Origin of the sequence: Nocardia sp. CA-135398, from assembly GCF_050955845.1 — a bacterium.
GTDB lineage: Bacteria > Actinomycetota > Actinomycetes > Mycobacteriales > Mycobacteriaceae > Nocardia.
The window spans coordinates 95,796-118,583 of sequence record NZ_CP192084.1; the positions used below are offsets into that span (position 1 = coordinate 95,796).

Genomic DNA, 22,788 nt, shown 5'->3' on the forward strand with positions numbered 1-22,788 from the left:
GCGCCGCAGGCGCCGCAAAAACAACACAGCCACTGTAGTTTGACCTGCCGTGGGTAAAAGCAAGCGCAATAGTCCGAAGCCCGGAGGGAACCGGGCCCAGCGTCTCGCCGAGCGGCGGGCGGCGCTGGAACTGCAGGCGGCGCAGTCCGGTGCGCGTCCGTTCGAGGGGCTGGCAGCGGAGTGCGATCTGGTCGCACTGCGCGAATTCGTGCCGTCGGCGACCGCGACGCTGCCGCTGTCGTCCGATATCGCGGCGGAGCGTTCCGTCGTACTGGCCACGGTATTGCCGGGCGCGGTCGCCGGGTTGGTGCGGGCCGGCGAGCCGCCGACCGGATACGTCGCCACGCAGGTGCAGTTCCAGGGGCCGGATCCGGCCGCCGATATCGCGGCGGCCATTCTGTGGACCCAGTCCGCTGAGCCCGGCGAATCGCTGACCGCGGCCGAAAGTGTCGAGGGCGGACCGCGTTTGGCCGATGTGATCGATGCGGACGCTCAGCTGCAGCTGACCGTGCACCAGGACTTCGACTGGTGGGTTCCCGAGGGCGTGCAGCCCGATCCGCAGGTCGCCGCGACCATCGAACAGGCCAAGCAGGCGATCATGCCGTCCGCGCGACTGGATCTCGGCCCCGATGCGATCGGCGCGGGCTGGTGGGTGGATGCCGGTGATAAGGCGCATCTGCGCTGGGTGCGCCCGGAGCACGAGGACGATCTGATGCTGGCGCTGGCGCGGCTGCACGCGTCGGGCGGACTGCATCTCGGTGAGGGCTCCCGTTTCGCGGGCTCGTTCCGCACGCACGGCCTGCTGGTTCCGGTCTTCGACCTGGATCCGGAACTGCATGCCAGCGAGTGGACCAAACCGGCGATCGAATTCGGGGAACGCCTGGCGGCGGCGCTGGCCGATGAGGCTCCGCTCTCGGCGGACGAGCGCCGTTCTCGGGACGGGTTGCGGTCGCGTCAGGTCACCCTGCGGTGATTTCAAAAAAATCCCGAAGAATTTTGTGAAACACCCTCCTTTCTAATCAATGCTCGGTTAGGTTCTCTGCATCACCGAAAGCTGGTGATGGTGAGCGAGATCTCACCGAATGATGAGGAAAGTAGGACCATCATGGAAGCCATTCTGACGCTGCTCAAGACGCTGCTCAGCTCCATGAGCTCCGCATAAGCCATTATGCGGACCGCGGGGTTGTGACCCCGCTCGATGCACAGCGACAGGCCCGGCTCGTCGCGACGAGCCGGGCCTGTCGAATCGCGAATTTAAATGCTGCCGCCGGCGGCAGAGGGAGCGCCGGAAGCATCGCTCGGACCACTCATTTCCCGAGCGACGAAATCCTCGAGGTCGAACAGGTTCGACCCGGCGCGATCAGCGATGGTGAGTAGCGTCGTCATATTGGCGACCTCCTCCACCTGCTCCTTCAGGAACCACTGCATGAACTGTTCGCCCAGGTAATCGCCCTCTTCGCGGGCCGTGCTCGCCAACTGGATGATCTGGTCGGTGACATTCTTTTCCTGAGCGAGGGCCAGCGCGATCGGTTCGCGAGCATTTTCGAAATGCGATTTCGCGGCGTCGATGCCGGAAAGCTCGACGCTGATATCCCGGTCCAGGAAGTAACGCACGATCATCATCGCGTGATTACGCTCTTCGACCGCCTGCGCATAGAAACGCTTGGCCAGCTGCGGCAGATCCGCATTGTCGAACCAGACCGCGATCGCGATGTATTGATGCTCGGCATTGAATTCGTGCCGGATCTGATCGTGGAGCAGACCGTGAAATTTGCTGCGTGGGGACTCCGGATGGCTGGACATAGTTGCGACATTAGCGCTGGTCAGGTCGCGTGTCATCCAAGTGCAGCCTTATTGAGGCTAGTATTGCCTAATTAATTCTTACTCGCGCCCGCCATTCTCGGTGCGGAAATGTCGGCGCGCGGTGTGGTGCGCAGCTCGCGCGAGATGAAGTCCTCGACGTCGAACAGATCGCCCGCCGCACGGTCGATGACGGTCAGCAGCGTGGTCATCCCGGCGACATCCTCCACCTGTTCCTTGAGGAACCACTGGATGAATTGCTCGCCGAGGTAGTCTCCGGCGGCGCGCGCGGTGCTGGCCAGTTCGGTGATCTGCGCATTGCGGGCACGCTCGGATTCCAACAGGAAAACGACGGCGCCGCGCGGTGATTCGAAGCTGGATTGCACGTCGTCCAGGCCGCCGACCTGCACCTTCAGATTGCGGTCCAGCAGGTACTGCACCATGCGCAGTGCATGCGAGCGGTGCTCGGCGGATTTGCCGTAGCTGTGCCTGGCCAACTGCGGCAGGCGATTCGAATCGAAGTACACCGCCGCCGCCAGATACTGCTGCGAGGCGGTGAAGCCACGACGAATCTGGTCGCGCAGCAGGTCCGGGAACGGCTCGTCGGCATCGGTATCGGGCATAGGCCCGACGCTACCTCGTCAGCAGATCGTCCGGGATCGGTTGGTCCTTGGCGATGTCGTCGAAGAATTGACCGGCACGTTGCTTATCCCACAGCAATACATTTCCGCTATCGGTATCGGTGAACCCGCCGATCGGGACGGTGGTCGCCACGGTATCGCCGCGCATCGCCCAGCCGAGCTGGCCGAGATTCCAGATGTGATCGCCCTTGTCGACCTTCAGCGATTTCGCGGTATCGCTGGCCAACGGCCACAGCGTGAACGGATTTGCCAGCGTGCCCGCACTGGTCGCCTTTTTCAGCAGCGCGGCCATGAACAGCCGCTGATTGTTCATCCGGTCGATATCCGCGAGGGCGGTCGCACGGCTGCGGACGAAACCCAAGGCCTGCGGACCGTCCAGGGTTTGGCATCCGGGCGCCAGATCGATGCCCGCGAGCGGATCGTCGATGGCCTTGGGCACACAGACGTCGATGCCGCCGAGGGTGTCGACAATGCCCGCGAAGCCGCCGAATCCGATCTGCGCATAGTGGTCGATGTGCACGCCGGTGGCGGTTTCGACGGTCTGCACCAGCAGTGGTGCGCCGCCGAAGGCGAAGGCGGCGTTGAGTTTGTCCTTGCCGTGGCCCGGAATGCTCACATACGAGTCGCGCGGCAGGCTGACCAGGGTGGTCGAACCCGACTTCGGAATGTGCACCAGCATGATCGTGTCGGTGCGCTCGGGTCCGACCTCACCGCCGGTGGCGAGTTCCTGTTCCTGATCGGCCGTGAGTCCGGCCCGGCCGTCGGAGCCGACGAGCAGCCAGTTCGTGCCCGGGGTATCGCCGACGCGGTCGGAGTAATTGGCCAGGGCGTCGATGCGATTGAGCGAACCGTCGAGTTTGATCACCGCACCCACCACCGCGAGGACCAACACCACCAACAGCACGAGGAACCAGCGGAACAGGTGCAGTTTGCGACGACGCCGCGGCGGGCGGGGTTCGCGCTCGCGGCGCGACGGCGGCAGGGAGGGCGGCGGCGGGGGAACCTCACGACGCGACCGCAGGTGCTGCGGCTCCTGATACGGAAGCGGCTGTTGGGGCGGCGCATAGCCGGGTACGCCGCGAGGCTGCGGTTCGTGGTACGGCTGCGGATGCTGCGTCGGCGCATGGGGCGGCCTGCGCGGCGGCACCCGCGTTTCCGGCGGTACCTGCGAATACGCCAGTGGCGGTGGGTAATCCGGCCCGTCGCGGCGGATGACCTTGGTGGGGTCGACATGCCTGGGGTCCGGACCGGGTCCGCGACGACCCGGCGGATGCGGTTCGCGCCGCTGCGGCGGCATGGACTGCGCACCGGGATTTCCGAAGGGTTGCGGCACCCGGCGCGTCCGGTCGTAGCGCTGGGGGTCGTCGCCGTTCATCACACAGACTCTACTGTTCGAGGGCCGTCGGGGGGCTTGACGAGCGGCCGGAAGCTGGTGCGCTCGGGGTGAGCGCTTGTCGATAAATTCGCCACGTGGACCGGCGGATGTTACGGCAACCAGGAAACGTGACCACGTAGCAATGTATAGCCGATATAGGCGACCGCATCGATCGTCGCGTGCGCCAGCACCAGCGGCCACAGCCGGTTGGTGCGCTGCCAGAAGCGGCCGAAGATCACCCCCATGACCAGATTGCCGAGCCCACCGCCCACGCCCTGATACAGGTGATAGCTCCCGCGCAGCAATGCCGAAGCCAGCAGCGACCGGTTCTCCGACCAGCCGAGGCTGCGCAATCGGGTAATGAGATAGGCCACCACCAGAATTTCCTCGGCCGCCGCATTCGCACAGGCCGACACGATGAGTGCGGGCAATCGCCACCAGTGGTCACCGAGCGAACTCGGCACGATCGTCACGCTGAAACCCAGCGCATGCGCGGTCAGATACAGCCCGAGCCCGGGCAGGCCGATGATCGCCGCGAGGATCAGACCCGGCTGCACATCGGAACGCCAACGAACCCTGGCCAATCCGATCAACCGCGGCCCGATCCCGCTGCGCCACAACAGATACAGCCCCAACGCCCCCCACCCGGCCAGTCGCAACGCGCTGAGCAACTGGAGCAGCAGGTCGATGGTCGATTGGGCCGCCCGCGTCGGATTCAGAGCGACGGTCTGCCCGCGCACCCCGCCCGGCGACAGCGCACTCGCGAGCAACGACAGCGCCGCGTTCAACCCACTCAGCCCGAACGTCACCACCAGTACGACCAGGATTTCCAGCCGAATCCCCAGCCGCTCCCGATCGGTCAGCTCGGGCTCGTCCCCGGAGCCGGTCTCAGCACGCATGCGTCCGAATCTATTGCCCGCGTCGTTCCGGTGGGTGCTGTGTGCCCGCGTCGCGTTGATCGGCGGTTCGGCGGAGGCCACCTCACCAATCGCTTCGGAGCTGGTGGGGAGGCGAAAATCGTGGTCGCCGCCGTGGCCTTCGTGCGCAGGGTCACGCCGTAGCGGTCGATGGCCAGTGGGTGTACGGCGCCGGTCTGCAGGCGCAGCGGAAGATGGCGGGCGAGCTGGGCGATGATGTCGGCGTCGATATGCTGCGGCCAGGTATGGCCCGTCGGGTTGGGCTGCTGGGCCGCCTCATGTGCGAGCCGCAGCGACGCTGGCCCGGGCGGTGGTGCGTATTGCTCGGTGATGTGTGTCGCTGAGGTCGAGGCCGGGTGATCTTCATTTTCGCGCACGGGTTGTGGCGCACCGGTTTTCGACGCGGGGTGGTTGCCCGCGACGTCGGCTCAAATGCGGCGCAGCCCGTTCAGGAAGGGGCAGCCCGCCAGGGTGCGGACGGCGCGGCTGAGGGATTCGATGTCATCGGCAGGGGAGTTGAAGGGGAGGCGAAAATCGTGGTCGCCGTCGTGGCCTTCGATGCGTAGGGTCACGCCGTAGCGGTCGATGGCCAGTGGGTGTACGGCGCCGGTCTGCAGGCGCGGCGGAAGATGGCGGGCGAGCTGGGCGATGATGTCGGCGTGGTCGGCGTCCATATGCTGCAGCCAGGCGGATTCCAGTGCGCAGAACGGATCCGGTTGGGCCAGGCGGAATTCGTCGACGCAGACGGATTCGGCGCCGGTCGAGTCGGCCACCACCGCGGAGTTGATCAGCACGCGCAACAGGGTCGAGCTGTGGCCGACGTCGAGCAGGTCGGGATGCGGATGATCCTTGGCGACCTCGGTGGCCAGTGCCCGCAGCGCCTGTGTCGGCACCGCCCGCACCCATCCGCGCAACCACACCAACGCCCGCACCGGTTCCCGCAGTGGCAGCGGCGCGTGATCGGTGAGCTCCAGCACCGCGGGCGCACCACTCTCGCCCGAATTCCCGGCCAGTACCGCCGCCATGGACGCGGTCGGCACCGCGATCACCGCATCTCCGCACTGCCGCACGTGATGCACCGAAATCGGCGTCGGTTCAATGCCCGGCATCGCCAATACCGCCTGCTCCGCACGGGCACACGCACTCCGGACCCGCTCAGCGGTAGACGGTGCGACAGTCGGCTCGAGCATGCAGACCTCCAGTACTGACCACGTGGTTAGGTAAACCTAAGCTAAGTGACGCCGGTGCTTTCCGCAACCGCTTCCCGAATCCTCGGTGGTGGGGATGGTTACGGTGGGGGTATGGCGGATGGAGCGCAGGCGGCGCATGGGGTGGCGGGGGAGCCGGTGTTGCTGTCGTTGGCGCCGCCGTCGGCGGCGCGGCGGAGTTTGGACGAAGGGCTGGTGCGGGCGGTGGGGACCGGGGCGGCGGGTGTTCGGGTTCTCGACGCCGATGTGACCGATCGGGAGGTCGCCGAATTTCTGGTCGAGGTCGCGCATTCGGATGGCGGGTTCATCGCGCGGACATCCGATGCGGGGCGGGCGTTGGCTATCGTCGCGGGAACGGTTGCGGCGCTGTGCGGTGCGGATATTCCGGCGGCGCTGGCCCGGCCCGATATCGCCTTCCTGACCTCGCTGAAGCCGCCTGCGGTCGAGGCGGCGCGCAGCGTGTTGCTGGCGATCGAAACCGATGCGCCCGACGATCTAGCTGGAACTCTGAGCATCCTCAGCGCACGGAAGTAATCTCGTAACCGTGCCGCGAATCGCGTACTTCGGGCCGTCCGGAACCTTTACCGAGATGGCCCTCGCCCAACTCGAGTCCTCGCAAGCCTTCGACGGACCGGTCGAGCGGATTGCCGCGCCCAGTCAAGGCGCGGCGCTCGACCTGATCCGATCCGGCGAGGTCGAGGGTGCCGTCGTGCCGATCGAGAGTTCGGTCGAGGGCTCCATATCGGCGACCCTGGATTCGCTGGCCATCGGTCCGCGGCTGCAGATCGTCGCCGAAACCGAACTCGAGGTGAGCTTCGCGATTCTGGCCAGACCGGGGACGGAGCTCGCGGATGTTCGCACCCTGGCCGCCTATCCGGTCGCCGGGGCGCAGGTGCGGCTCTGGATATCGCGCACGGTGCCCCATGTCGAGATGTACACCTCGGCCTCGAATGCGGCGGCCGCCGAGGATGTCGCGGCGGGGCGCGCCGACGCCGCGGTCTCCACCGCGCTGGCCGGTGAGCGTCTCGGTCTGACGGCGCTGGCCTCGGGGGTCGCCGACCACGACCAGGCGATCACCCGCTTCGTGCTGGTGACCCGCCCCCGGGTCGCGCCGCCCGCAACCGGTGCGGACCGCACCTCGATCGTGCTCGAGCTGCTCAACGAACCGGGCTCACTCATGCGCGCGTTCGCCGAATTCGCCACTCGCGGTATCGATCTCACCAGAATCGAATCCCGGCCGACCCGAACGGGTATGGGCACCTACCGCTTCTACCTGGACTGCGTCGGGCATATCGACGACACCGCGGTCGCCGAGGCACTCAAGGCATTGCACCGCACGACACGGATCCGTTTTCTCGGCTCCTGGCCCGCGACCTCGGCGACCGGAACCCCACCGCCCTCGGATGAATTGGCCGCCGAGTGGCTGACCCAATTGCGTAAGGGGGTGGCCGACCTATGACCGGCAGACTGATACTCGTTCGCCACGGCGAGACCGAAGGCAATGTCGCCAAAATCTTGGACACCCGCATTCCCGGCCTACCGCTCACCGAACGCGGTGCGGCCCAAGCGAAGACATTCGGCTCCAGTTTGCTGAGACCGCCGAAGGCACTGTTCTGCTCGTCCGCGCTGCGCGCCAGACAGACCGCCGGATACATCGAGGCGGCGACCGGCATACCGGTCGAGGTGCTCGATGACATCCACGAAGTGCAGGTCGGCGAACTGGAGGGCCTGAACACCGAGGAAGCCCACTCGTGTTTCCAGCGGATCTATCGAGCTTGGCACGAAGGCGATCTCGCCGAACGCGTCCCCGGCGGCGAATCCGGATACGACGTGCTGGCCCGCTTCCTGCCGGTCGTGGAGGGCCTGCGCACCAAATACCTGACCGATGGCAGTGACGGCGACATCCTGGTGGTCAGTCATGGCGCCGCCATGCGCCTGGTCTCCCGCAACCTCAGCGGCGTGGAACCGCCCTTCACTACCAACAACCATCTCGACAACACCGAAACCATCGAACTCGTCCCTCGGCCCGTCGGCGGCTGGGAATGCATCCGCTGGGGCCGCTTCACTCCACCCTTCGCCTACGAAGTTTCTCCCACCGCAGACGACCCCATGGGCTGAATCCCGTTGGGGCACAGTGCTCCCGTGCGCTTTCGTGCTATCGGTCAGCCTCGATATCGGAGCGGAGCTCGAGCAGGTTGGCCTTCTCGGCGACGAGTCGTTCGATGGCGGCGTCCAATTGGCGTGTGCGCTCATCGATTTGCCGCAGCACGGCATCACGATCGTCCTCGGATGCACTGGACGGGGCGGTGCACGCAATGTGCAACATCGTGGAGGACTCCGTCAGCGACAGTCCCGATGCCAGCAAGCAGCGAATGTCCTTGACGGTCTGGACATCCTCGGGGCGGTAACGCCGGTAGCCGTTGGGATCCCGCCGCGGCGAGAGGACACCGGCGGCCTCGTAATGACGGAGCATCCGAGGACTCGCGCCGGTGATACGACTCAGATCGCTGATCCGCATCCGGCAGAACTCCTTGACATTGACGCTGATGTCACACTTTAGCTTGGCCATATGACGAACGAAGATGGTCGGCCGAACGTCGTACTGGTGGTTGCGCACCCGGATCACGACTCCGCTACCTGGGCTATTGCCAGGGAAGTCGAACGAGGCATTCAGGCGGATGGAAACACCACTGCCACAACACATGACCTGACAAAGTCGGGATTCGATCCCGTCTTCAGCAAGCAGGATCTGGCCGTGCACCGGCTACGGTACGCGGTTCCCGCCGATGTCAGGCGTGAGCAGGAATTGCTCGATTCGGGCGAGGCAATCGCTCTTCTCTTCCCGGTGCACTGGTGGTCGATGCCGGCCTTGGCCAAAGGATGGATAGACCGCGTATTCGCCAGAGGCTGGGCATACGACACCAGCTCGGAAACCGGTCAGAGTGCAGTAAGCGCTTTGCATTTCATCGCAGTTGCCGGTCTCGATGAAGGCACTTACGATCGGCGCCGATACAAAGAGGCGATGACGACCCAGATGGTGCACGGCATTGCCGGATACTGCGGGATAGCCGAGTCATCCATCAAGTTTCTCTACGGCACCGAGACCGACGACCCGCGAGTTCACGAACAATTGATCGACCAGGCATACCGGATCGGTGTCGATCTGGCGCAGCGCGCGCAGTCGGCTCGAGATCAGCGGGCGGCGTAGCGGGCATTAATTCCCAGCGGATGCGCCCTCAGGCCAAACTAGGATTCCTCGGAAATTCTTCTCGCTCCGGTAGGGAATGGATCAGATCCTCCACTGCGGCGCGCAGGCGGGCGGGCGTACCGCTGGCCAGCGACGACCACTTGGTGCCGTCGTCGGCCACGCTCGCCGTGGAGATGAATCGCCCATGGCGGGTGTTGAACACGGCGATGTGGTTCTCGACGATGTCGCGGGTGCCATCCCCGTACAGCACGGCGGTGATCTGCGCATGCGAATGGATTTCGACCACCGCCGAGGCGATGGCTTGCGCGTCCTGCGCGGGATTGCCGACCTTTGCGAGTCGTGCGGCGGTGGCGGTGGCATCGCCGAGGTCCTCGAAGATCGTGGCAAGCTCCTCGGTCGGTGCATTCATTCCGTAGAGCTCGAGTGGCTGGGCCGTACCGAGCGCCGCAATCACGGTGCCCGCCAAGTCGATTCCCGCTTCGTCGATCACATACGAGTCCGGCCCGCGTAGGGCAACGACGGAAAGGTCGTCGCCCTTCGCGAGACAGAAACGACTCACGTACCCATCGACGATCAGCCGCATGGCGATGATCCAGTGCGGCCGGTTCAGCAGCCGAAGTCGGTCCTCCAGGTCGGGCTGAATCCCGCCGTCGATCAGCAGGTTCCGTTGTTCGAGCGACTCGGCCGCGGCGGCCATTGCCGCCTGATGCGCGGGCACACTGTCGAAGCGGGCGTATGCGTTCAGCACAACCGGGAGGTCATCGAGATCCAACTTCTCGCGGAGAAACTGGATCTCGTCGGGTGACAGCACAACCGCCTCGAGTGCGGATGGGCCACCGATAGAACCGAGGACGGTCACCCAACCGTCCCGGCGTTGGCGCCGATCACCCCGTCGGCGGCGAGGCGGCCATCGGTGAAGTGATCGGCCCGCAGGTCGACCTTGCTGTCGTGCTCGGACTCGTCGTCGTCGGCGTCACGAGCCTGGTTGCCCAGCAGCGGGTTGCCCGCGCTGCTGTTGATCGACCGGGCGGGTGTGGTTTCGACAGATGCGACCGTCTCGGGTGCCGCTGTCGCGGTGTTGCCGCCGATCACGCTGCCTGTACCCCAGCCTTCCGGCAGTTTGAGCTGGGCGCTGCCCGCCCCGGCCGAAGTGCCGGAGAACGAGACCGCACGGGTCGCGGCCGCACTGCCCGCCGCGCCCATCGCGCCACCCATCGCCATCGGGGCCATGCTGGCCATCGGCGTGCTTGTCGCCGCCGCGGTGACCGCATTGGTCGCCACACTGCCGACCGTTGACACACCGGTGCTGACCACGGATCCGACCGCCTGCGCGGCCTGCGTGGCGGCACTGGCCACACCCGGATTCGACACGAACGCCTGCACGGCGGCGACCGCCGTCGAGATCGGGTCGGTGGGTGCTTCGAACGCGGCGTCTGCGGCTCCGCTCGGATTGGCCTGGCCCGCGCCCGCGGCGATCGGCGGCGGCGGCAAGAACTCGGCGGGTGTGGCCACCATTGCCGAGGTCGCCGCCTCATAGGTCTCCATTACCAGGGCCGCGCGGATATCCATGGCGTTCCTGGCGATCTCGGCGGCCTCATACGCGCCGGTGACGGCGCCGGCCGGGTTCGTCGAAGCGATCAACGCGGCATTGACGGCCGCGATTTCCGGCGGGCTCGGCATCGCGAGCGCGGCGACGCCGTAAGCGATGACGTTCGCGGCTGCCTTGCCGCCCATCGCCGCGGCCTGCACACCCTGCTGCTCGGACCAGCCGAGGAATCCGGTCAGCTTGCTGAGCGCGGCGATACCGTTGATGCCCTGCATGCCGACGCCGAGCTCGGCCATGACGCGGGCAACGGTGGTCGTCGCATCGACCCAGGCGGCGGTGAGCGCGCCCCACGCGGTGGCGGCGGCCGAAATCGGGATCGCGTGTGCGCCCGCGTGAAGGGTGGCCGAGTTGATTTCGGATGGCCGGGCGATCCACAGAACCCCGGTGACTCCTGCAACCATGCTTGTAACTCCCCTGAATGTCTGAATGGTGGTTGAGGACAGCCGCGCGGGCTAGACCTGGATGGCGTTGACTCCAGCGGCGCGCACGACGTCGCCGGCGATATGCTGCGCCAGCTGCATGCGCAGTGTCTGGGCCGCATGGTGCAGTTCGAGAATGCCCTGCGCGATGGAATGATCGTGGGTCACCGCGCCCTGGTTGAAGTGGCTGGCGGCGACCAGCGATACCTCTTCGGTGCCCGACGGGATCACGTGCGTCGCCGGCGCGGTGATCATGGACGCCGCGGCCAGCCGCTCGGCGACCAGATCGAGTTCGGCCGCGGCGGCGAGAATGGCCTCGGGCGAGATCAGTACATGTCCAACCATGACTCGACTCCTTCTAGTGGCTGTGGGGCGGAACCACGAGAATTCCCCCTTCGAGTGATAGGACGCGACAGCAACGCGATCGGTTCCATCGAATCCCCAAGTTTCTTCCGGTCATCCGTGCTGGTTTCGCGCTCGGCGAGCCGACCCCGAGAACACAACTTGGATAAGACTAGCCCCATCCCAGCTCATGCAACCGGTCTTCGTCAATGCCGAAATAGTGTGCAATCTCATGGATCACAGTGATCGCGACCTCCTCGACGACCTCGCGCTCATCGCCGCAGATATCCAAAATCGCCTCGCGATAGACGGTTACGGTGTCGGGTAGCGAACCGCCGTAGTGACTATCGCGCTCGGTCAACGCGATTCCGTGATACAGCCCGAGCAGATGCGGATCCTCCGGATTGCGCGGTTCGATCAGCACGACGACATTGTCGATGGCGCGGGCCAACTCCGGCGGAATGAGGTCGAGCGCATCGCCGACCAGCTCCTCGAACCGGTCCGCGGACATGGTCACCGCCATCAGCGCGGTTGCGGCTGTGGTGGCAGCGGTGCGGCGCCGGGCAGCGGGGCGGGAGTCGAGCGGCCGGAGTTCGGCGGCGGCACCGGAGCCTGGCCGTTGATCAGTATGTCGCCCTTCGCGGTTCCGGTGATCGGCGCGAAACCCTCACGGTCGGTGCCCTTTCCGATCATGCAGTCCAATTTGTGGCTGCCCGCCAGCCAGCTGCGTGCGTCGAGGTAGTCGAAGAACACTGTCAGCGTCTTATTGCGCACCGCGTCGGGTGATCCGAGATAGTCGTTGGCCGCCCGGCCGCACTCGTCCTCCATGAACTTGTCCTGGTCGTCCTTGGCGGGCGGGCCACCGGAAAAGTGCTGGCCGAGATCGACGGTGGACACGATCTCGACGGCGTGCGGCTGCGCGCAATCCACCGGATCGGTGGGCAGATTCTGATTGATGCCCAGGCAGGTGCCCGGGTCGAAGACCTTCGACTGATCGTGCTCGACGGCCGCGCCGCTGGTCGGCAGCGGGGTGCCGGTGCTACCGGAGAACTGGAGTCCGCAGCGCAGTGTTCGGTCGCCGTGCTTCCATCCGTCCGGACTGGGGTACATCAGGCCGACCACATAGCGACCGCGCGGATCGAACTTGCCGTTCAGATACTGCGCGACGGCGGGCGTGCAGTGTTCTTCCTTGAGCTCGGTCAGTCGCAGTGAGTCCGGAAAGCGTGAGCCGGGACCGAATTCCACGCCAGGGTATTTGGCCATATCGACATCGGCCGCGACCTCGAACAGATGCTTGTTGGAGCAGGCGACTTTCACCAGATCGCCGCGGTCCTGTTTGCTCCAGCTGAGGCAATCGCCCTTGGCCGCGGTGCCGAACTCCTTGTCGAGGGCGGTCTGTCCCGGCGAACCCGGATTGTGCGCCTCGAGGCGCTTGTCGTTGTCGTAGCCGGTGATGAACAAACCGACCAACGAAATGATGACGGCCCCCGCCGCCGCGGCGAGCAATACCCAACGCAGCTTCGGCGCGGACAGATGCAGCTTGCCGTCGGCGACGGCGTCGCGGTCGATGATCACCGACTGCGGGAACGATTCCGCGCGCGACGACGCGCCCGAGGGCGGCTCGGATTCGCGCGGGTCCTTGGTCAATTCATCAGCAGACATCGCGGTCCATCATGTCAGCGTCTGTTCGCTGGTGCTACGACCTGGTCGAATCGATCCGAAGCGCCCCGGTCGTACCTATGCGAGGCGCGTCATCCGCGGAATGCGGACAGGAACAGGCCGGGCAATCGCGCCGGATTGGCGGTCGCGTAGAACTCGGTCAGCTTGCGTCCCGTCGCGGCCGCGGTCGCATTGCCGACGAACCACGGCGGCTTCGGCGACAGCGCCAGCTCGCCGCGCAGCAGCGACCGCGGTGCGGGCCGGAACGGTCCGCTCACCACCGTGCGCTCCACATCGTCGAGCAGGAAAGCGTTGTGTACCACGCCGATTCCGCTCTGTACGTCATCGAGTGTGTGGCCGGGATAGGCACCCCAGGACGCGCGCGGGGCCAGGAAAGCCAGTGCGGTCCAGGCATTCACCGCGACGGCGCCGTAGCGCAGCCGCTCGACCGCGCGGTCGAAGGCGATGCCGAGCCGCTTGATGGTGCTCGGGTGCGCGATCACATTGACACCCAATGTCCCGATCACCTCGTCATTCGCGAAATCGACCGCGCGCTGCAGGAATTCACCGCCGGTATGCGGCAGTTCGACCACGCCGAGCACCGGCGAGAAGTATTCGGTGCGCAGCAGCGGTGTTTCGGTCGACGGCAGAGCTTCGACGAGCACGCGTTCGCGATCCGGCCCGAGCCGCTCGGCATCGGGATAGGACTCCAGCGCCGCGGCGACCCGATCGTCGCTGCCCGGATAGTAGGCCCGGCGCTGTGGCGCGCGCTCGATCGCGTCCCGAAGCTCGGCGAGGAACCGGTCCTTCTGCGGCCAGTCCGCGCTCACCACCACCGCCTGGGTCGCGACGCAGTTGTAGCCGCCGTTGTGCAGCCGCTGGGTCGCGACATGTTCGGCCTGGAAGCGCAGGTCGGCATCGTCCCATTCGCCGGGCACCACAATGGTCGGCGAGACGCCGCCGAGTTCGCTGGTGATCGGCTTGTCCAGCAGCGGCCGACCCGCGGCCTTGCCGTCCGGACCCCAGACGATCGCGTCATGGGTCCGCATACTGCCGGTCATATGCACATGCGCGACGTCGCTGTGGTGTACCAGATACCCGCCCGCCTCGGCTCCCCCGGTCAGTATCCGCAGCACGCCGAGCTCGATCAGCGGTGCGAAGACCATCTCGTACACCGTGAACAGCGGGTCGGTGATCGGATTCAGCTTGAGCGCCACCACCCGGTTGTGTGCGTAGAGCTCGTACAGCACGTCAAGCGGGGGAATGGAGGTGATATTGCCGGCACCGAGAACCGCGCCGACGCCGGCGGTCGCGGTGGGATCGAGTTGCGCGAGTCCGGCGCGTCGGCGCGCGGTATCGGCGTCGACGCCGGGACGCAGCCACACTTCGCCGTGAAAGCCGCTGAGCAGCAACTTATCGTAGAAATCGAGCGGCAGAATCGGCACCGCGACCCGCTCGCCCGGCGCCTCGGCCAGCGCGACCCCGTCGAGCGGACTGCGCCCATGCTCCAGCGCCGAGAGGGTGGCCGACAGCGCGGCGGTGGCCTGCAGCAGCGTCATCGGACCCGACATCCACTCCTCGCCGACCAGCGGCGAGTCCGGATCCAGGCCCTTGATGGCGCGCGCGGCCCGCACCCATTCATGGCAGAAGCGGCCGGTGCGGGTGTGGATATCGTCGAGAAGTTCGCGGCGGCGCCGCAGCGGGGTATGCGCCCAGGTTTTCTCACCCGCGACCAGATCGGCCACTGCGTTATCAATAGCGGTTTCGTCGAAAGGTGTGCCCACAAGCCAACTATGCGCGCGTATACCGCTGGCCGGTCCGCATCCTGGTATATCGGCGTGAAACCGCAATACCGCGACCATTAGGCTGGTCACCCATGATCGACCTCCGATTCCTGCGGGACAACCCCGACGCGGTCCGCGCCTCGCAACGCGCCCGCGGCGAAGACCCCGCCCTCGTCGATGCCCTGCTCGAGGCGGACGCGGCGCGGCGGGCGGCGGTGGCCACCGCCGATAACTTGCGCGCCGAGCACAAGGCGATGGGCAAGCTGATCGGCAAGGCGACACCGGAGGAACGGTCCGTCCTGTTGGAGCAGGCGCAGGAGATGTCGGCGAAGGTCAAGGAGGCCGAGGTCGCCCAGCATGCCGCCGACGCCGATATGGATGCCGCGCACCGCGCCATCTCGAATGTGGTCCAGGAGGGCGCCCCGGCGGGCGGCGAGGACGATTACATCGTGCTCGAGACCATCGGCACGCCAAGGGAATTCGACTTCGAGCCCAAGGACCATGTGGAGCTCGGCGAATCGCTCGGTCTGTTCGATATGGAGCGTGGCGCGAAGGTTTCGGGCGCGCGCTTCTACTTCATGACCGGTTACGGCGCGCTGCTGCAGCTGGGTCTGTTGCAACTCGCCGCGCAGAAGGCGGTGGCCAACGGCTTCACCATGATGATTCCGCCGGTGCTGGTGCGCCCGGAGATCATGGCCGGTACCGGATTCCTTGGCCAGCACAGCGCCGAGGTCTACCACCTCGAGGAGGACGAGCTGTACCTGGTGGGTACCTCGGAGGTGCCGCTGGCGGGCTACCACTCGGACGAGATTCTGGACCTGAGCGCCGGTCCGAAGCGCTATGCGGGCTGGTCGTCGTGTTTCCGGCGCGAGGCGGGCAGCTACGGCAAGGACACCCGCGGCATCATCCGGGTGCACCAATTCGACAAGGTCGAAATGTTCGTGTTCACCACGCCCGAGGAGGCCGCGGCCGAACACAAGCGCCTGCTCGCCTGGGAGCAGGACATGCTGGCGGCCGTCGAGGTGCCTTACCGAATTATCGATGTCGCCGCGGGCGATCTGGGCAGTTCGGCCGCGCGTAAATTCGATTGCGAGGCTTGGGTGCCGACCCAGCAGACCTACCGCGAGCTCACCTCGACCTCGAACTGCACTACCTTCCAGGCCCGCCGCCTCGCCGTGCGCTACCGCGACGAGAACGGAAAGCCGCAGATCGCAGCCACTTTGAACGGTACGCTCGCGACCACTCGCTGGATTGTGGCGATCCTGGAAAACCATCAGCAGGCCGATGGTTCTGTTCGGGTGCCGGCCGCGCTGGTACCGTTCGTCGGTACCGAGGTGCTGACACCGCCGCGATAAACACCTCGAAATAGCCCGTCCCACATTGCCTGCAGGTAAATAGCTAGGGGTTCGCCATGCCGGATTCACAGGATGTGGCAACTGTAGGTAATTTCTATGTCTAGGCTATTCCCCGTGCGAGGAATCGGGTCTCGCGGCGATACCCGAACCCGGGTGCGGGCCGCGTCTGCGTTGGCGACGGCTATGGTCATGTCCCGGACCACCGGCGCCTTCTATGTCATGGGGGGCGCGCTCGGCCTGCTGATCACGGGAATCGCCCCGGGCAGCGAAGGCAATCGAGCGCTGGTGGGTACCGCCGCCGCGGTGGCGCTGCTGCTCGGACTCAGCCTGCTCGGCTGGGGTCCGCGGTTGCCGCATGGGATTCACCATGGTTATGTCGCGATCGCGACGGTATTGGTGACAATCGCGGTTTACGCGTTCCCGAATACCGTCGGCGCGATCAGTCTGGCCTCCTTCTATGTATTCGTGGCCTGTGATGCCGCATTGTTCTTCGCGTGGCCGCAGGCATTCGCGCACATAGCCTTCGCTATGGCCATGTGCCTTTGGGTGATGCCGATGCGGCCGGTGCATCCCACATTGCCGTGGTGGTCCGGGTTGATTCCGGCGGGTGTGACGTTCGGGGTCGGCGTGGTCGTCGGCATTCTGACCCGAATGGCGTCCGAGGCCGATATCGATGTGCTCACCGGCCTGCTCAACCGGCGCGGTTTCGACCGGGCGTTGAACGGCGCGATCGAAACCGCCACCCGCACCGGTCAGGGACTGGCTTTGGTGCTCGTCGACCTCGACCGCTTCCAGAAGATCAACGATCACCTCGGCCATCGCGCGGGCGATGCGGTGCTGCAGCGGGTCGCCGATACCTGGTCGAAATTGCTCGCGCCGGATCAGCGACTGGCTCGCTACGGCGGTGACGCCTTCGCGCTGCTGCTGCCGAATACCACCGAGCAGGCGGCGATTCTGCTGACCGAGCAGTTGCGGGCATCGGTGACCACCGGCTGTTCGGCCGGTGTCACCTCATGGCAGCCGGGTGAGTCGGGCTCGCTGCTGGTCAGTCGGGCCGATGTCGGTCTGTACCGGGCCAAGCAGGCGGGGCGCAATCGGACGGTGCTTGAGTCGTCGCGGCAGCTGCCGCTGGCGGTGGAGTTGCGCGAGGCGATCGACCGTGGCGCGCTCGATGTGCACTACCAGCCGATCGTCAGCCTGACCGAGGGTGGCGGTAAGGCGGTCGGTGTCGAGGCGCTGCTGCGCTGGTCGTCGAGTGCGCAGCCGGATGTCACCACCGAGGGGCTGATCCGGGTCGCCGAGGAGTACGACCTCATCTCCGATCTGGACGAATTGGTCTTGCGCCGGGCTTGTGCCGATGCGGCTCGTCTGCAGGAGACCTTCGCCCAACTGGATCTGACGCTGAATGTCAATGTCAGCGGCCTGGAACTGGCCGAGACCGGCTATGCGGACCGCGTCGCCGATATCCTGGCCAGCACCGGCTGGCCCGCCGACCAACTGGTGCTCGAGGTGACCGAGAGCGAGTTGGCGGCCGAATCCCAAACGGCCATCGGCAATCTGCACATCCTGCGCGAGCGGGGTGTGCGGATCGCCATCGATGACTTCGGCACGGGGTACTCGTCACTGAGCCGCCTTGCCACCCTGCCCAGCGACATTCTCAAGGTCGACCAGTCGTTTGTCGCCGCGATCCGTTCGGATTCGCCCGCGCCGCCGCTGCTCGGCGTGATCGCCGCACTGAGCAGTGCGCTGGACCTGCAGGTTATCGCGGAAGGCGTGGAAACCGAATACCAGGCTGCGGTGCTGACGGAGCTCGGTTTCGCGTTGGCACAGGGCTACCACTACAGCGATTCGCATCCGGTTTCGGAGCTGATCACCGATCTGAACGAGCATCATGGGCGCGTCGGTCCTGGACTCGATGATCGGGAACTCGGTGATGGGGACCGGCACACCGCCAACGGCTGGCTGCCGCTCGGCTGAAAATCGCTTGACGGGCCGGGGGACAGATCGGCAGGCTGACGATATGCGTTTGCTCATCTATGGCTATTGATTCGATAGGTCGCTGACCGGCGGGATCGGTCTGCGCGCGCTCACCGTGCGTGCGGTGCTCTTCAAGGGCATCGGTGATCTGATTCCGCTATATGCGCTGTACGCGGTGTTGTTCGCCGATCATGGTTTGAGCACCGGGCAGATCTCTTCCCTGCTTGCGATGTGGTCGGCGACCGCGTTCCTGCTCGAGGTGCCATCGGGCGCGTGGGCCGATACGGTGTCACGGCGTGGGCTGCTGGTCACGAGCGGTGTGCTGCTGACCGCCGGTTTCGCGTGCTGGACTGTGCTGCCGACCTACCTGGGATTCGCGGTCGGCTTCGTGCTGTGGGGTACTTCGGGCGCGCTGGTGTCGGGGACGTTCGAGGCATTGCTCTACGACGAACTCGTCGCCCGGAACGAGCAGCGGGCGTATCCGCGCATCATCGGGTATACCAGGGCGGCGTCGGAAGCCGCGATCGTAATCGCCATCCTCGGTGCGACGCCGTTGTATATCTGGGGTGGCTATCCGTTGCTCGGGTGGTGCAGCGTGGCATTCGCGGCGGTGCACACTCTGGTCGGGCTCTCGTTGCCGAGTGCGCCGAAGGCTGTGTCGGCTTCGGCGGTCGAGGATCTGGACGATGAGGACGGTTCGTCCGGGATATCTCGAGCAGGTGAGTCGGTCGTGGCCGAGGAGTCGAGTGCTTCCGGGTTGGATGGCGATATTGCTCAGGGGCCGCACGTTCACCGCACGTCGGAGACAGGACACGCGGCGACGGACGCCGCCGAGATAGCGCGGCCCCTCGCGACGTATCTGAACATGCTGCGAACCGGTGTGGGGGAGGCGATTCGGGTGCGTGCTGTGCGCAATGTGGTGGCGTTGGGCGCGCTGCTGTCCGGGGTCACGGCCTTCGATGAGTACTTCGCGTTGCTCGCCCAGGAGGTCGGGGTGGCGACGGCGGTGGTGCCGGTGCTGGTCGGCATTACGGTTATAGGTTCGCTGGTGGGTTCGGTGTCGGCCGGGCGTACCGAGGGAATGTCGGCGCGTGCCATGGCGATTGCGGTGGGTCTGGGTGGGGCGCTGTTCGTCGGCGGTGCGGTGGTAGCGGGTCTTGCTCTCCGCTGGCCAGCCGCGGTGTATGTGCTTGCGGGTGTTGGTTTTACGGCGATCGGCGTTTCCTACGGCATCGTCTACAACGCCAGTATCGTGGCGGGGGCTCGGTTGCAGGATGCGATCGAAGGGCCCGCCCGGGCGACGGTCACCTCGGTATCCGGCCTCGCGGCGGAGGTTGTCGCCTTGGCGGTATTCGGTTTCGCCGCAATCGCCACCCTGTGGTTGTCGATGTCGACGACGGTCGCGCTGCTGGGTGCATCCTTGTTTGCGATTGCCTTGCTGATCCCGTCCTCGCTACCGCGCCGTATCGGTGCGGCTCCGGAATACGAGGCAGCGATCGCCGATGAGTGACCGGTGGTGAGCTGGGGCGAGCTGCTGCGGCCGTCGGAGTGACGCGGCGGCGGGGCTTTCTCTGTCTGGGCGATCCCGTTGGCGGACTGGCAAATTCCGCTCGCGGACGATGTGCTCGCGATGTTCGGTCGGCGGGCGCCGCCGGATGTTCGCAATCGCCAACTCCTACCTGCGTTTTCGACCGCTGGTACGCGGCAACACCGCACCCATGTGCCACGGCGACGTGTGACGGCTCCGTCCCCGATTGTCAGCCGCGGATCGCTTCGATGAGATGGGTTGCGGTCAGTAGGAATTGGTCGGCTGAGCGGTCGATCAGTGTGTCGCGGGAGATCGGGAGGGTGCCCGCCAGCCAGCTGTTGGTGGTTTCCCAGAGACCGCCGAGCAGGTGGGTGGCGGCGAATTCGGCTTGATCACCGGCACTTTCGACGATCTCGGCACCGATTTCCTCGGCGCAGACCGCCATCATGATGCCCGCGAATGATCGCATCACCTCGGCCCGGCGCATGAGCAGTGCCGGATTCAGTTGCGCCTCGACGGTGACGATGCGGGCCTGGCGTGGATCGTCGGCGATCAGGTCGACGGCCGCGGCGATGGCTGCTCGGGTCTTGGCGCGGATGTCGCCATCGGTCCCCATGAATGCGGCGACCACGGCCTGACCGATTTCGTCGACGATGCGGTCGAACAACTCGCTGAACACGGTGTCGAGGTCGCTGAAGCTCTCGTAGTAGTAGCGCTCGGAGAGTTTGGCCTGGGTGCACAGTCCGGAGACGGTGAGCTTGGCGAATCCCGAGGTTCCGATGATCTCGAGCGCGGCGTCCAGCAGTGCGGCGCGGCGACGGGCGCGGCGCTGTTCGATCGGTATGCCGCCGTAGGACCGCGAGGTAGTTGCCATCGCGGTCCATTCTGGCATAGATCCTTGCCAGATATCTGAATTTGTGAGACGGTCTTGTCAGAATGTGCTCGGCCGTGCTGGGCACGAACCTCTCTTCCGATGGGTGAAGTGCAATGACGCATGACAACCAGCTCCTGCCGACTCCGCCGCTGTTCACGGAGTTCCCGTTCCGGTACGCGGTGCCGGTGCTGGCCCCCGGCGATCTGCGCTGTACCGCGGCGCAGCGGGATTCGTTCCGGCGGTTCGCGCAGGTCGGGGATCCGCTCGCGGACGATGTGGTGGCTATGTTCAAGCGGCTGCCGGTCGGCGAGGGCCGTCGGATGTTCGAGATCGCCGTGGAGCGCGGTATCGCTGCGGTGCCGGACGCCCCCGCCGAGCTGGCGGCATTCTTCGGTCAGGTCGAGGCGGACCCGTACTGGCTGGACCGCACCAAAATCGACCGGGGTGCCCGGGTCGTGGAACGCACCAGTGTCTGGGGCGGGATCGCGATGGGCATGTTCGCGCTGATGGGCGGCTATCTGGCCTCCCGAGCGGATAAGACACTGGTCGGCACCGGCGACCTCGATGCCATGGCGCCGCGCCGCCTCGCCGAAACTACCCAGTGGTGGCTGGACGTCACGACTCCCGGTGGGCTGCAACGCAATCAGGTCGGCTACAAGAGCGTGCTGCGGGTGCGGCTGATGCACGCACTGGTGCGCGCGGGCATGAATCGGCGGCCCGATTGGGATTACCAAGCCTGGGACCATCCGGTGAACCAGGTGCTGACCGTCGGCACGCTCGGGTTGTTCTCGATGGCGAATCTGGTTGGCGCACAGGCGCTCGGCCTGCGTTTTTCGGCGCAGGAGAAGGATGCGGTGTTCCAGCTGTGGCGCTATGTCGGCTTCCTGCTCGGCATCGACGCCGAAATCCTGCCGACCAATGAAACCGATACCTGGCGTGCTTTCTGGATCCTCGCCGACACCGAATTCATCCCGGACGAGGACTCCCGACGCCTGGCCCAAGCCCTGGTCCCTGCCGCGGGTGGGCTGTTCGTCGGCACCGACACCGCAGCTCAGCGCCTGATTCGCCGCGTGATCACCAGTTATATGGTCGCCTATGGCCGAATCGTCCTCGGCCCGACCAACTCCGACTTCCTCGGGCTGGAGAACAGTAAATTCTTCCAGAGCGCCGTCATGGCCACCGCGGCAGTCAACGGCGCCATGGAAGTACCCCGCCAACTCATTCCGGGCGCCACCCGCTTCCAAGAACGACTCGGCGCCCGCATCCGCGCCCGACTGGTCCGCGGCTCCATAGCCCGCAACGGCGGCGACCGCACCTACGCCCGCCACGACACCTACGCCGCCCGCACTGCGCTGCGCGCCGGGTAAATGACGCTTCGCGATCGCGATTGTCGCCGGTGAACCGTGCCGGTCGCAATCGGTGAGGCGTTGTTCAGCGCCCGTACTCACCGGCATCGCCCTGTGGACGATCGCGCAGGTCGCGCATTCGACACCGCCGTCAGCCTCGACTGCCACCTTGGTCGCCACGGTCACGGCCGGCCACGTCCATGAGGTCCCCGCGCCACAACCGACGATGCCAGGGAGCCGCCTGCTCCCGCTCGGTCGTGCTTCGTCCGTCAGTTAGCCGCGGGCCGGTCCGGCGACCAGGTCGCGGTCACCAACCCCGCGCAACCGCGTGCCGGGGTTGCTGATCTCGCGGTGAGGTTCCGAGCGCGGAAAGGAAGCTCGCTAACCGATACCGCGCACCATCGTGCACCCATGGCGTTCGGTGCCAGTTCCTCGCCACGAGTCGCTGATCGAGCTGCAGAAGGTGCTCGACGTGGCCATCGCCAGCGGCACCGGGAAGGTTTGACCGCCGTCATCGAAACCTGAGCGCTCGAGACAGAACGCCCGCCGAATACGTCACTGCCAGCCACACCCGCATGCGGCCAAATGGTGGTCGCGCATATCTAGTGATTGCCTCGCATAGGTTGTGGCCTATGCGAGGTCATCACTAGGTGTGCGACAGCGCTCGCGGCTGTGGCGCGCCGCACGCCGTAGGCGAGGGCGGGGGTCATGATGATCGGGGCGGTGTGTTGGGGCTCGGTCGGGGATTG

At 65.9% G+C, this 22,788-nt stretch carries 22 protein-coding genes; 9 read left to right on the top strand and 13 right to left on the bottom strand.

Annotated features, from left to right (window positions below):
- Window positions 1-49 precede the first annotated feature (49 nt).
- A complete protein-coding gene (locus tag ACQP1T_RS00445; protein ID WP_433757957.1) occupies window positions 50-973 on the top strand; it encodes a DUF5926 family protein in 924 nt (307 codons plus the stop codon).
- 281 nt (window positions 974-1,254) lie between these two features.
- Here ACQP1T_RS00445 and ACQP1T_RS00450 read toward each other — a convergent pair whose 3' ends face one another.
- The 5 genes from ACQP1T_RS00450 to ACQP1T_RS00470 all read right to left on the bottom strand — a co-directional run bounded on the left by ACQP1T_RS00450 (window position 1,255) and on the right by ACQP1T_RS00470 (window position 5,923).
- Complete coding sequence (locus ACQP1T_RS00450; RefSeq protein ID WP_062981203.1) at window positions 1,255-1,803, bottom strand: ferritin; 549 nt, start codon at window positions 1,801-1,803, stop codon at window positions 1,255-1,257.
- A 71-nt stretch (window positions 1,804-1,874) separates the two neighbouring features.
- Window positions 1,875-2,423, bottom strand: coding sequence for a ferritin (locus ACQP1T_RS00455; protein ID WP_433757958.1), 549 nt, complete (start codon window positions 2,421-2,423; stop codon window positions 1,875-1,877).
- A 10-nt stretch (window positions 2,424-2,433) separates the two neighbouring features.
- Window positions 2,434-3,816 (bottom strand): LCP family protein, encoded by a 1,383-nt coding sequence (locus tag ACQP1T_RS00460; protein WP_433757959.1) that lies wholly within the window; start codon window positions 3,814-3,816, stop codon window positions 2,434-2,436.
- Window positions 3,817-3,926: 110 nt separating this feature from the next.
- Window positions 3,927-4,715, bottom strand: a complete 789-nt coding sequence (locus ACQP1T_RS00465) for a CPBP family intramembrane glutamic endopeptidase (protein WP_433757960.1) — start codon at window positions 4,713-4,715, stop codon at window positions 3,927-3,929.
- A 446-nt stretch (window positions 4,716-5,161) separates the two neighbouring features.
- Window positions 5,162-5,923 (bottom strand): DUF2470 domain-containing protein, encoded by a 762-nt coding sequence (locus ACQP1T_RS00470; protein WP_433757961.1) that lies wholly within the window; start codon window positions 5,921-5,923, stop codon window positions 5,162-5,164.
- Window positions 5,924-6,034: 111 nt separating this feature from the next.
- Here ACQP1T_RS00470 and ACQP1T_RS00475 point away from each other — a divergent pair, with 111 nt between their 5' ends.
- From ACQP1T_RS00475 to ACQP1T_RS00485, 3 genes are read left to right on the top strand one after another with little or no spacing between them, the layout of a single operon-like run.
- The gene (locus tag ACQP1T_RS00475) at window positions 6,035-6,475 is read left to right on the top strand and encodes a hypothetical protein (RefSeq protein ID WP_433757962.1); all 441 of its coding nucleotides are present in this window, start codon (window positions 6,035-6,037) and stop codon (window positions 6,473-6,475) included.
- A gap of 10 nt (window positions 6,476-6,485) precedes the next feature.
- Window positions 6,486-7,400 carry a prephenate dehydratase gene (pheA, locus tag ACQP1T_RS00480; protein ID WP_433757963.1) on the top strand — a complete coding sequence of 305 codons (915 nt, stop codon included), beginning with the start codon at window positions 6,486-6,488 and terminating at the stop codon, window positions 7,398-7,400.
- Window positions 7,397-8,059, top strand: a complete 663-nt coding sequence (locus ACQP1T_RS00485) for a histidine phosphatase family protein (RefSeq protein WP_433757964.1) — start codon at window positions 7,397-7,399, stop codon at window positions 8,057-8,059. The genes pheA and ACQP1T_RS00485 overlap by 4 nt, the downstream gene beginning before the upstream one ends.
- A 37-nt stretch (window positions 8,060-8,096) precedes the next feature.
- Here the strand turns inward: ACQP1T_RS00485 and ACQP1T_RS00490 are convergent, their stop codons facing one another.
- Window positions 8,097-8,510 (bottom strand): MerR family transcriptional regulator, encoded by a 414-nt coding sequence (locus ACQP1T_RS00490; RefSeq protein ID WP_433757965.1) that lies wholly within the window; start codon window positions 8,508-8,510, stop codon window positions 8,097-8,099.
- Here ACQP1T_RS00490 and ACQP1T_RS00495 point away from each other — a divergent pair, their 5' ends adjacent.
- On the top strand, window positions 8,511-9,149 hold the full coding sequence (locus tag ACQP1T_RS00495; protein WP_433757966.1) for an NAD(P)H-dependent oxidoreductase: 639 nt from the start codon (window positions 8,511-8,513) through the stop codon (window positions 9,147-9,149).
- Between the two features lie 28 nt (window positions 9,150-9,177).
- On the opposite strand, the gene ACQP1T_RS00500 is transcribed toward ACQP1T_RS00495, so the two are convergent.
- The 6 genes from ACQP1T_RS00500 to ACQP1T_RS00525 form a co-directional block, all read right to left on the bottom strand.
- Window positions 9,178-10,008 (bottom strand): ESX secretion-associated protein EspG, encoded by an 831-nt coding sequence (locus ACQP1T_RS00500; protein WP_433757967.1) that lies wholly within the window; start codon window positions 10,006-10,008, stop codon window positions 9,178-9,180.
- Window positions 10,005-11,156, bottom strand: coding sequence for a PPE family protein (locus ACQP1T_RS00505; protein ID WP_433757968.1), 1,152 nt, complete (start codon window positions 11,154-11,156; stop codon window positions 10,005-10,007). Before ACQP1T_RS00505 ends, ACQP1T_RS00500 begins: the two co-directional genes overlap by 4 nt.
- Before the next feature lie 51 nt (window positions 11,157-11,207).
- Window positions 11,208-11,519, bottom strand: a complete 312-nt coding sequence (locus ACQP1T_RS00510; protein ID WP_062981181.1) for a PE domain-containing protein — start codon at window positions 11,517-11,519, stop codon at window positions 11,208-11,210.
- Window positions 11,520-11,688: 169 nt separating this feature from the next.
- On the bottom strand, window positions 11,689-12,039 hold the full coding sequence (locus tag ACQP1T_RS00515) for a metallopeptidase family protein (RefSeq protein ID WP_433757969.1): 351 nt from the start codon (window positions 12,037-12,039) through the stop codon (window positions 11,689-11,691).
- On the bottom strand, window positions 12,039-13,178 hold the full coding sequence (locus ACQP1T_RS00520; RefSeq protein ID WP_433757970.1) for a septum formation family protein: 1,140 nt from the start codon (window positions 13,176-13,178) through the stop codon (window positions 12,039-12,041). The genes ACQP1T_RS00515 and ACQP1T_RS00520 overlap by 1 nt, the downstream gene beginning before the upstream one ends.
- 89 nt (window positions 13,179-13,267) lie before the next feature.
- Entirely contained in the window at window positions 13,268-14,959 is a 1,692-nt protein-coding gene (locus tag ACQP1T_RS00525) for an aldehyde dehydrogenase family protein (protein ID WP_433757971.1), read from the bottom strand.
- Between the two features lie 92 nt (window positions 14,960-15,051).
- On the opposite strand from ACQP1T_RS00525, the gene serS reads away from it, so the two are divergent.
- The 3 genes from serS to ACQP1T_RS00540 all read left to right on the top strand — a co-directional run bounded on the left by serS (window position 15,052) and on the right by ACQP1T_RS00540 (window position 19,801).
- Window positions 15,052-16,314 carry a serine--tRNA ligase gene (gene serS, locus ACQP1T_RS00530; protein WP_433757972.1) on the top strand — a complete coding sequence of 421 codons (1,263 nt, stop codon included), beginning with the start codon at window positions 15,052-15,054 and terminating at the stop codon, window positions 16,312-16,314.
- Window positions 16,315-16,503: 189 nt separating this feature from the next.
- Window positions 16,504-18,291 carry a putative bifunctional diguanylate cyclase/phosphodiesterase gene (locus ACQP1T_RS00535; protein WP_433757973.1) on the top strand — a complete coding sequence of 596 codons (1,788 nt, stop codon included), beginning with the start codon at window positions 16,504-16,506 and terminating at the stop codon, window positions 18,289-18,291.
- Between the two features lie 124 nt (window positions 18,292-18,415).
- Complete coding sequence (locus ACQP1T_RS00540) at window positions 18,416-19,801, top strand: MFS transporter (protein ID WP_433757974.1); 1,386 nt, start codon at window positions 18,416-18,418, stop codon at window positions 19,799-19,801.
- A gap of 247 nt (window positions 19,802-20,048) precedes the next feature.
- On the opposite strand, the gene ACQP1T_RS00545 is transcribed toward ACQP1T_RS00540, so the two are convergent.
- Window positions 20,049-20,693 carry a TetR/AcrR family transcriptional regulator gene (locus ACQP1T_RS00545; protein ID WP_433757975.1) on the bottom strand — a complete coding sequence of 215 codons (645 nt, stop codon included), beginning with the start codon at window positions 20,691-20,693 and terminating at the stop codon, window positions 20,049-20,051.
- A 113-nt stretch (window positions 20,694-20,806) separates the two neighbouring features.
- On the opposite strand from ACQP1T_RS00545, the gene ACQP1T_RS00550 reads away from it, so the two are divergent.
- Window positions 20,807-22,060 carry an oxygenase MpaB family protein gene (locus ACQP1T_RS00550; RefSeq protein ID WP_433757976.1) on the top strand — a complete coding sequence of 418 codons (1,254 nt, stop codon included), beginning with the start codon at window positions 20,807-20,809 and terminating at the stop codon, window positions 22,058-22,060.
- The last annotated feature ends 728 nt before the right edge of the window (window positions 22,061-22,788 follow it).

What these genes read in the sequence shown, in the direction of transcription:
- ACQP1T_RS00450 (WP_062981203.1), bottom strand. Translation starts at nt 1,803, where the DNA reads ATGTCCAGCCATCCGGAGTCCCCACGCAGCAAATTTCACGGTCTGCTC.
- ACQP1T_RS00455 (WP_433757958.1), bottom strand. Translation starts at nt 2,423, where the DNA reads ATGCCCGATACCGATGCCGACGAGCCGTTCCCGGACCTGCTGCGCGAC.
- ACQP1T_RS00460 (WP_433757959.1), bottom strand. Translation starts at nt 3,816, where the DNA reads ATGAACGGCGACGACCCCCAGCGCTACGACCGGACGCGCCGGGTGCCG.
- ACQP1T_RS00465 (WP_433757960.1), bottom strand. Translation starts at nt 4,715, where the DNA reads ATGCGTGCTGAGACCGGCTCCGGGGACGAGCCCGAGCTGACCGATCGG.
- ACQP1T_RS00470 (WP_433757961.1), bottom strand. Translation starts at nt 5,923, where the DNA reads ATGCTCGAGCCGACTGTCGCACCGTCTACCGCTGAGCGGGTCCGGAGT.
- ACQP1T_RS00475 (WP_433757962.1), top strand. Translation starts at nt 6,035, where the DNA reads ATGGCGGATGGAGCGCAGGCGGCGCATGGGGTGGCGGGGGAGCCGGTG.
- ACQP1T_RS00485 (WP_433757964.1), top strand. Translation starts at nt 7,397, where the DNA reads ATGACCGGCAGACTGATACTCGTTCGCCACGGCGAGACCGAAGGCAAT.
- ACQP1T_RS00490 (WP_433757965.1), bottom strand. Translation starts at nt 8,510, where the DNA reads ATGGCCAAGCTAAAGTGTGACATCAGCGTCAATGTCAAGGAGTTCTGC.
- ACQP1T_RS00495 (WP_433757966.1), top strand. Translation starts at nt 8,511, where the DNA reads ATGACGAACGAAGATGGTCGGCCGAACGTCGTACTGGTGGTTGCGCAC.
- ACQP1T_RS00505 (WP_433757968.1), bottom strand. Translation starts at nt 11,156, where the DNA reads ATGGTTGCAGGAGTCACCGGGGTTCTGTGGATCGCCCGGCCATCCGAA.
- ACQP1T_RS00510 (WP_062981181.1), bottom strand. Translation starts at nt 11,519, where the DNA reads ATGGTTGGACATGTACTGATCTCGCCCGAGGCCATTCTCGCCGCCGCG.
- ACQP1T_RS00515 (WP_433757969.1), bottom strand. Translation starts at nt 12,039, where the DNA reads ATGGCGGTGACCATGTCCGCGGACCGGTTCGAGGAGCTGGTCGGCGAT.
- ACQP1T_RS00520 (WP_433757970.1), bottom strand. Translation starts at nt 13,178, where the DNA reads ATGTCTGCTGATGAATTGACCAAGGACCCGCGCGAATCCGAGCCGCCC.
- serS (WP_433757972.1), top strand. Translation starts at nt 15,052, where the DNA reads ATGATCGACCTCCGATTCCTGCGGGACAACCCCGACGCGGTCCGCGCC.
- ACQP1T_RS00535 (WP_433757973.1), top strand. Translation starts at nt 16,504, where the DNA reads ATGTCCCGGACCACCGGCGCCTTCTATGTCATGGGGGGCGCGCTCGGC.
- ACQP1T_RS00545 (WP_433757975.1), bottom strand. Translation starts at nt 20,693, where the DNA reads ATGGCAACTACCTCGCGGTCCTACGGCGGCATACCGATCGAACAGCGC.
- ACQP1T_RS00550 (WP_433757976.1), top strand. Translation starts at nt 20,807, where the DNA reads ATGACGCATGACAACCAGCTCCTGCCGACTCCGCCGCTGTTCACGGAG.